Origin of the sequence: Streptomyces calidiresistens, assembly GCF_014141525.1 — a bacterium.
Taxonomy (GTDB): domain Bacteria; phylum Actinomycetota; class Actinomycetes; order Streptomycetales; family Streptomycetaceae; genus Streptomyces; species Streptomyces calidiresistens.
Genome location: NZ_VKHS01000209.1, coordinates 1 through 7,237, shown reverse-complemented (window position 1 = coordinate 7,237; position 7,237 = coordinate 1). Strand labels below are relative to the sequence as shown.

Genomic DNA, 7,237 nt, shown 5'->3' with positions numbered 1-7,237 from the left:
CCACCCGGACCCCGAGAGCGACCTCCCCGAGCGCCTGGCCCGGGAACGGAACGTCTGGCTGTGCTGCGTGCGCGCCGACGGCTCCCCCCACGTGACACCCGTCTGGTTCGTGTTCCTGCGGGAACGGTGGTGGATCGGGGTGCACGCCGGCTCGGTGAAGGCACGTCTGGTGACCCGCTCCCCGCGGGTCTCGCTGGCGCTGGAGAACGGCGAGCGACCGGTGGTGGCCGAGGGCGGGGTCCGCGTCCACCGGGAGGACTTCCCGCCGGATGTCGTGGCGGCCTTCACCGCCAAGTACGACTGGGACCCGCGCGTTCCCCACGAGAGGGGGGAGCGCACCCTGCTGCTCGAGGTCGGGGTGCGGCGGTGGCTGATGCGCGGCGAGGCCCGGTGAGCGGCGTCCGCGCCCGGGCCCGGCGCCGGGCGGCCCGTCCGGGGACGGGCCGACCGGCGCCGGGGCGGTGCCGGGCGATCCGGCGGTTCACTCCTTGAGCAGGGTGGGGGCCAACTCGGTGGTGGGTCCCACGGTGCCGTCGGCGATGCCCTCGGCCCAGTGACAGGCCACCTTGTGCCCGCCGCCCACGTCCCGCAGTTCGGGGCGCTCGGTGTCGCAACGGGTCTCCTGCCGCCACGGGCACCGGGTGTGGAAGCGGCAACCGGTGGGCGGGTTGGCCGGGGAGGGCAGGTCGCCGGTGAGCAGGATGCGCTCGCGACTGTCCTCCACCTCCGGGTCGGGCACCGGCACCGCCGACATCAGCGCCTTGGTGTAGGGGTGGCGCGGCTCGGAGTAGATGTCGTCGCTGGGGGCCTCCTCCACCAGGGCTCCCAGGTACATCACGCCGATGACGTCGGAGATGTGCCGGACCACCGCCAGGTCGTGGGCGATCACCAGATAGGTGAGGCCCATCGACTCCTGGAGTTCCTCCAGCAGGTTGATGACCTGCGCCTGGATCGAGACGTCCAGGGCCGAGACCGGCTCGTCGCAGATGATCAGATCCGGCTCCAGGACCAGCGCGCGGGCGATGCCGATGCGCTGCCGCTGTCCCCCGGAGAACTCGTGCGGGTAGCGGGACAGGGAGCCGGCGGGCAGGCCCACCCGTTCCAGGATCTCGGAGATCCTCGCCCGCCGTTCCTCCCGATCGGCACCGATACCGTGCGCGGCCATGCCCTCGGCGAGGATCGACTCGATGTTCTGCCGGGGGTTGAGGCTGCCCAGCGGGTCCTGGAAGACCATCTGGAGACGGCGGCGGGAGCGGCGCATCTCCTCCTCGGGAAGCTGCGCGAGGTCGGTGCCGTCGAAGACGGCGGCGCCGTCGGTGATGTCCACCAGCCGCAGCACGGCCCGCCCCAGGGTGGTCTTGCCGCAGCCGGACTCGCCGACCAGGCCGTACGTCTGCCCCGCCTCGACGCTCAGCGAGACGCCGTCCACGGCGTAGACGTGGCCGACGGTGCGGTCGAAGAGGATGCCCTTGCGGACCGGGAAGTGGACCTTGAGGTCCCTCAGTTCGAGCAGGGTGGTCATGCGGGGGTGTCCTTCCCGGGTGCGCCGCCGGAGGCGCCGTCGGTGTCCGCGACGGGCTCCGCGGCGGGTTCCGCCCCGGCGTCGGGGGCCGTGTCGGAGGAGGTGTCCGAGGAGGTGTCGACGGAGGTGTCCGCGGAGGTGGCGGCGGACGTCCCGGGGGAGGGCGCCTCGTCGTCCCCCTCGGCGGAGGCGTCCATCACCGGGGCCTCCAGCAGCGGGGTGTGCAGATCGGAGCTGTCCCGCACCGGGTTCACGCACCGCACCAGGTGCCCGGGCCCGGCCGCCCCGGCGAGTTCGCCGAGGGCCGGGGTGCCCTCCAGGCACTCCAGGGTGTAGTGGTCGCAGCGGGGCGCGAAGGCGCAGCCGTCGGCCCAGGCGATGGTGTCGTTGATCGAGCCCCGGATGGGGTGGAGCGGCTGGCCGCGCGGGGCGTCCAACCGGGGGATGGAGCCGAGGAGGCCGTGCGCGTAGGGATGGGCGGGGTCGGAGAACAGCGGCCGCCGCTCGGCGGCCTCCACCACCTTCCCCGCGTACAGCACGTTCACCCGGTCGCAGAGTCCGGCGACCACGCCCAGGTCGTGGGTGATCATCAACAGGGCGGTGCCCTCCTGGTCGACCAACTCCCTCAACAGTTCGAGGATCTGCGCCTGGATGGTGACGTCCAGTGCGGTGGTCGGCTCGTCGGCGATGAGCAGGCGGGGGGCACAGGCCACCGCCATGGCGATGAGCGCGCGCTGCCGCATACCGCCGGAGAGCTGGTGCGGGTACTCCCTCAGGCGCCGGTCCGGGTCCGGTATGCCGACGCGGTCCAGCAGGGAGGCGGCCTCCTTGCGGGCGCGTTCCCCCTTCATCCCGCGGTGGCGGGCGAGGATCTCGGTGACCTGCACCCCGATCGGGACGACCGGGTTCAGGGAGGACAGCGGGTCCTGGAAGATCATCGCCAGTTGCCGGCCGCGCAGGTCGCGCATCCGGGACGGGGAGAGGGTCAGCAGGTCGGTGCCGTCGAAGTCGGCCACGCCGCCGAGCCGCACGCCCTTGCGGGGCAGCAGCCCCATCAGGGCCAGGGAGGTGACGGACTTGCCGCAGCCGGACTCGCCGACCAGGCCGACGACCTCGCCCTGCGCCACGTCGAAGGAGACGCCGGACACGGCCGTGACGTCGCGGCGGCCCCGGGCGGTGAAGGTGACGGACAGTTCGTCCACCGTGAGCAGTGCCATGCCCATCAACTCCGCAGTTTCGGGTCGAGTGCTTCCCGCATGGCCTCGCCCAGGAGGGTGAAGCCGAGCGCGGTGATGATGATGCCGACGGCCGGATAGACGGCCAGCATGGGCGCCTGGTCGAAGAAGCGCTGCGCCTGGGCGAGCATGACGCCCCACTCGGGTTGCGCGGCGTCGGGATTGCCCAGTCCCAGGAAGGACAGGGCGGCGGCCTCGATGATGGCCGTGGCCAGGGCCAGGGTGGCCTGGACGATGACCGGGCTCAGGGAGTTGGGCACCACGTGCGCCATCACGATGCGCCGGCGGCGCACGCCCAGGGCGCGGGCGGCCAGGACGTAGTCGCTGCCGCCCTGCGCGAGCATGGCCCCGCGCAGCAATCGGGCGAAGATCGGGATCTGGACGACACCGACCGCGATCATGACGGTGGTCAGGCTCTGTCCCATGACGGCGGCGATGCTGACGGCCAGCAGCAGGGAGGGCAGGGCGAGCATCATGTCGATGAAGCGCATGATGACGGCGTCGATCCGCTGACCGGCGCGCCCGCCCAGGACCAGGGCGGCGCCGGAGACACCGCCGATCAGGGCGCCGACGGTGAAGCCGATGAGGGTGGCCACCACGCCGACCATCAGGGTCTGGCGGGCCCCGACCAGCATCCGGGAGAAGACGTCGCGGCCCAGGTGGTCCAGACCCAGCCAGTTCTCCCCGCGCGGGCCGACGAACAGGCCCCGGTTGGGGAAGACCTCGCCGCGCCAGCTCTGGGCGGTGGGGCTGTAGGGCGCGATCCACGGGCCGATGATCGCCAGGACCACGAAGACGGCGATGATGCAGGCGCCGATGATCGCCATCTTGCTGGTGCGCAGGCGGCGGAACGCCTCGACCCACAGCCCGGCGCCGGTGGTGGTCTCCCGGCGGGCGGTCAGCTCGGCGAGCCGGTCGATCCGATCCACCTTGCGGGAGGCGCGGCGGGTGCGCTCCCCCTCGACGGGGGCCGGTGCCTCGGCCTGGTGGGGGACGGCCGGCGTGCCCGACAACTCCGGGGTGCCCGGGGTCTCCGGCGCGTCGCGGTCGTCGGGGTGGTTGGGGGTGTTCGACACAGGAGAACCCATCAGTGCACCCGCACTCTCGGGTCGATGACGCTGTAGGCGAGGTCGACCAGCAGGTTGATCAGCACGTAGATCAGCGCGATGAAGAGGATGAAGCCCATCAGGACCGGATAGTCGCGGCCGTCGATGGCGTCACGGATGAAGGAGCCGATGCCGCCCCAGGAGAAGACGGTCTCGGTGAGCACGGCGCCCGACAGCAGGCCGCCGGTGAGCAGGCCGATGGCGGTGACGACCGGCAGGAGCGCGTTGCGCATCACGTGCCGCAACCGCACGACCCGTTGGTGCAGGCCCTTGGACTCGGCCGTGCGCACGTAGTCCTCCTGGAGGACCTCCAGGACGCTGGCCCGGGTCATGCGGGTGATGATCGCCAGCGGGATGGAGGACAGCGCCATGGCGGGCAGCACCAGATGCCACAGGGCGTCGGCCGAGGCGTCCCACTCGCCGGTGAGGAGGCCGTCCAGGACGTGGAACCCGGTGACGTCGGTGGCGTTGATGCCGGTGGATTGTCTGCCGACGCTGGGGAACCAGCCGAGCACCACCGCGAAGACCTCCTTGAGGAGGAACGCGAGGAAGAACACCGGGATGCAGATGCCGATGAGGGAGCCGGTGACGGCCCCGATGTCGAGCCAGCCGCCGCGCCGACGGGCGGCGAAGTAACCCAGCGGCACGCCGATGAGGATGGCCAGGAACATGGCGGCGAGGGCGAGTTCGACGGTGGCGGGGAAGCGCATCGTGAACTCCTCCCACACCGGTCGGCCGGTGCGGATGGAGGTGCCGAGGTCGAGTTCGACGAGGCGGCGCAGGAAACGGCCGTACTGCACCCACAGGGGTTGGTCGAGACCGAGGAGGGCCTCCGCCTGACGGCGGTCGGCCTCGGTGGCCCGCTCGCCGAGCAGCGCGGCGGTCGGGCCGCCGGGCAGTCGGTGGAGCCAGATGAAGAGCAGAACCGACAGGCCGACCAGGGTGGGGATCAGCTGTAGGAGTCTGCGCACGATGAGACGCAACACGGGAGTTGACGCGCCTTTCTCGGATGGGTCACGCGGTGTGCGCGCGGTGGTTCGCGTGATGCGGCGGGGCCCGAACGGGACGGGCCCCACCGGGCCGGCGCGGCACACGGGTGGGCGCGGCGGTCGGCGGGACGGGACTGGCGGGGCGGGGCACGTGGTACCGCGACACCGCCCGGACCGGTACCCCTCGGGGCCGGTCCGGGCGTTCCGCGGCCCACCCGGCCCCGGCGGGGAGCCGGGGCCGGGTGGTGCCGGACGGCCGCGCGGGGCGGACCGGCCGGCGCGTTCCCGCGGGGGTTACTTGAAGGAGCCCTCCGCGAACTTCTCCTGCGTCAGCGGGGAGACGGTCGGCGGGTTGACGTTCTCGGCGAACGCGATGGAGGGCGGCGAGGAGGAGATCGGGACGCCCGGCAGGAAGTCCATCACCAGCTCGTTGATCTCCTCGTACATGGAGACGCGGGTCTCGACGTCGGGCTCGACCGCGGCCTCGGCGAGGGCGTCGAAGATCTCGTCGTTGCGGAAGCCCCATTCCTTGGAGTAGCCGTCGAACCAGGTGCCCAGGAAGTTGTAGGCGTCGTTGAAGTCACCGGTCCAGCCGAGCAGGTAGATGTTGCACCCGCCGTCCCGGGTGGTGTCCAGGTAGTCGGGGGTCCACTGCATCGGGCGCGGCTGGACGGTGATGCCGACGTCCTCCAGGTCCGACTTCATCAGCTCGAAGAGGTCGGCCGGGGAGGGCATGTAGGGCCGGGTGACCTCGGTGGGGTAGCAGAACTCCAGGGTGAGGTCCTCGGCGTCGGCCTCGGCGAGCAGCTCCCGGGCGGTGTCCGGGTCGTAGTCGTAGGTGGTGACGTTCTCCGAGTAGCCCTCGATGGTGTCGGGGACGAACTGGGTGGCGACCACGCCGCCCTCGGGCAGCTGGGTGTCGACCAGGGTCTGCCGGTCCAGGGCGTGGGCGATGGCCTGCCGGACCCGGAGGTCCTCCAGCGCCTCGTTGCTCTCCTGGGTGAAGGCCATGTAGAAGATGTTGAAGACGTCCCGGGTGGGCACCTGGAAGCCGGCGTCCAGCAGGGTGTCCACGTCGCCGGGGGCGACGAGGTCGTAGCCGTGGATCTCACCGGTCTGCAGGGCCTGGCGGCGGGCCGCCTCGTCGGGGATCGTGCGGAAGACGATCCGCTCGAAACCGGCCTCCTCGCCCCAGTAGTCGTCGAAGCGGGTGATGGTCACCTCGCCGCTGGACTTGTCCCACTCGGTGAGCTCGAACGGGCCGGTGCCGGCGATGGTGCCGGCCTCCTGGCTGTAGTCCGGCATCGAGATGGCGTCGCCCTCACCGGTGGCCTGGTCCTCCTTGTAGGCCTCGATGGAGTTGGGCGAGTGGATGGCGAAGGCCGCGAGCGAGAAGGCGCCGGGGTAGACGGCGGACGGCTCGTTGACGCTGATGACGGCCGTCAGATCGTCGGTCGCCTCGCAACCCGCGTAGTTGGACTCCGGGGTGTCCTCGCTCTCGTTCTCGGCGAAGCCCCCGAACTCGGCCTGCCAGTAGTAGGTGAGCGCGGTGGACTGGTAGGTGCCGGTGAGGTTGTACCAGTGGTCGAAGTTCTGGCAGACGACCTCGGCGGTGAGTTCGGCCCCGTCGTGGAAGGTCACCCCGTCGCGGAGGAAGAAGGTCCACTCGGTGCCCTCGTCGTTGCTCTCCCACTCCTCGGCGAGACCGCCGACCAGCTCCGAGCCACCGGACTCGTGGTCCAGGAGGGTCTCGAGCACCTGGCGGGAGATGCGGAAGGTCTCGCCGTCGCTGGCGAGGAAGGGGTCGAGGGACGCCGGGTTGCCGGCGGCGCCGAAGACGAAGGACTCCGGGGAGGCCGCGTCGTCGGACGTGTCGCGTTCGCTGCTGCAGGCGGTCGCGACCAGGGCGATCGAAACCGCCGCCGCGACCGCGGCAGCCTTGGATCGGGCTATCTGCATCATCCACCTCAGGGGTTGGCGGTGGTAGGGCCGGTTCTGGTGGCCGCACATTACTGCGCAACCCCATAGTTGTGAACGGCCGGCAGACGGGCGAGACCGAGCCGCAACCGGCGCTCTTTCCGACGGCAACCTTTCCCCGGCGTGTCCCGCTTGCGTCGGGGGGAGCGGAGTGACCGACTCCGGGGCGGCACCCCCGGGCAGCACCCGGAGCGATGCCACGGGGACTCTCGGTGACCGGTGAAGGGGTCGGGAAAATTCCCGGGGAACCCGGCAACCTTTTCCGCCGCGGCGGCGACCGGGAAGTGCACACAGCAGTGCACAGCGGCACACGGAACCGAACAACAGCTCCGGCCGTGCGGGGCAGTCGGGTGACGGCGGGGGGCGGGGTCCCCCCATCACTTCCCGTCCACCCGCCCCGTGACACCC

At 71.5% G+C, this 7,237-nt stretch carries 6 protein-coding genes; 1 reads left to right on the top strand and 5 read right to left on the bottom strand.

Translation table 11 applies throughout. The annotated features are described in order from the left end of the window. Nucleotides 1-394 (top strand): pyridoxamine 5'-phosphate oxidase family protein (locus FOE67_RS11190; RefSeq protein WP_182663139.1); only part of this gene is annotated, 394 nt, incomplete at its 5' end. 87 nt (nucleotides 395-481) lie between these two features. Here the strand turns inward: FOE67_RS11190 and FOE67_RS11185 are convergent. The 5 genes from FOE67_RS11185 to FOE67_RS11165 all read right to left on the bottom strand — a co-directional run bounded on the left by FOE67_RS11185 (nucleotide 482) and on the right by FOE67_RS11165 (nucleotide 6,811). Then, on the bottom strand, nucleotides 482-1,522 hold the full coding sequence (locus FOE67_RS11185; protein ID WP_182663137.1) for an ABC transporter ATP-binding protein: 1,041 nt from the start codon (nucleotides 1,520-1,522) through the stop codon (nucleotides 482-484). Next, nucleotides 1,519-2,739, bottom strand: a complete 1,221-nt coding sequence (locus FOE67_RS11180; protein WP_228473772.1) for an ABC transporter ATP-binding protein — start codon at nucleotides 2,737-2,739, stop codon at nucleotides 1,519-1,521. Before FOE67_RS11180 ends, FOE67_RS11185 begins: the two co-directional genes overlap by 4 nt. Before the next feature lie 5 nt (nucleotides 2,740-2,744). Continuing rightward, nucleotides 2,745-3,845 (bottom strand): ABC transporter permease, encoded by a 1,101-nt coding sequence (locus tag FOE67_RS11175; RefSeq protein WP_182663133.1) that lies wholly within the window; start codon nucleotides 3,843-3,845, stop codon nucleotides 2,745-2,747. Continuing rightward, nucleotides 3,845-4,849, bottom strand: coding sequence for an ABC transporter permease (locus tag FOE67_RS11170; RefSeq protein ID WP_182663131.1), 1,005 nt, complete (start codon nucleotides 4,847-4,849; stop codon nucleotides 3,845-3,847). The genes FOE67_RS11175 and FOE67_RS11170 overlap by 1 nt, the downstream gene beginning before the upstream one ends. Before the next feature lie 297 nt (nucleotides 4,850-5,146). Then, complete coding sequence (locus FOE67_RS11165; protein ID WP_182663130.1) at nucleotides 5,147-6,811, bottom strand: ABC transporter substrate-binding protein; 1,665 nt, start codon at nucleotides 6,809-6,811, stop codon at nucleotides 5,147-5,149. Between the last annotated feature and the right edge of the window lie 426 nt (nucleotides 6,812-7,237).

What these genes read in the sequence shown, in the direction of transcription:
- FOE67_RS11180 (WP_228473772.1), bottom strand. Translation starts at nt 2,739, where the DNA reads ATGGCACTGCTCACGGTGGACGAACTGTCCGTCACCTTCACCGCCCGG.
- FOE67_RS11185 (WP_182663137.1), bottom strand. Translation starts at nt 1,522, where the DNA reads ATGACCACCCTGCTCGAACTGAGGGACCTCAAGGTCCACTTCCCGGTC.
- FOE67_RS11165 (WP_182663130.1), bottom strand. Translation starts at nt 6,811, where the DNA reads ATGCAGATAGCCCGATCCAAGGCTGCCGCGGTCGCGGCGGCGGTTTCG.
- FOE67_RS11175 (WP_182663133.1), bottom strand. Translation starts at nt 3,845, where the DNA reads ATGGGTTCTCCTGTGTCGAACACCCCCAACCACCCCGACGACCGCGAC.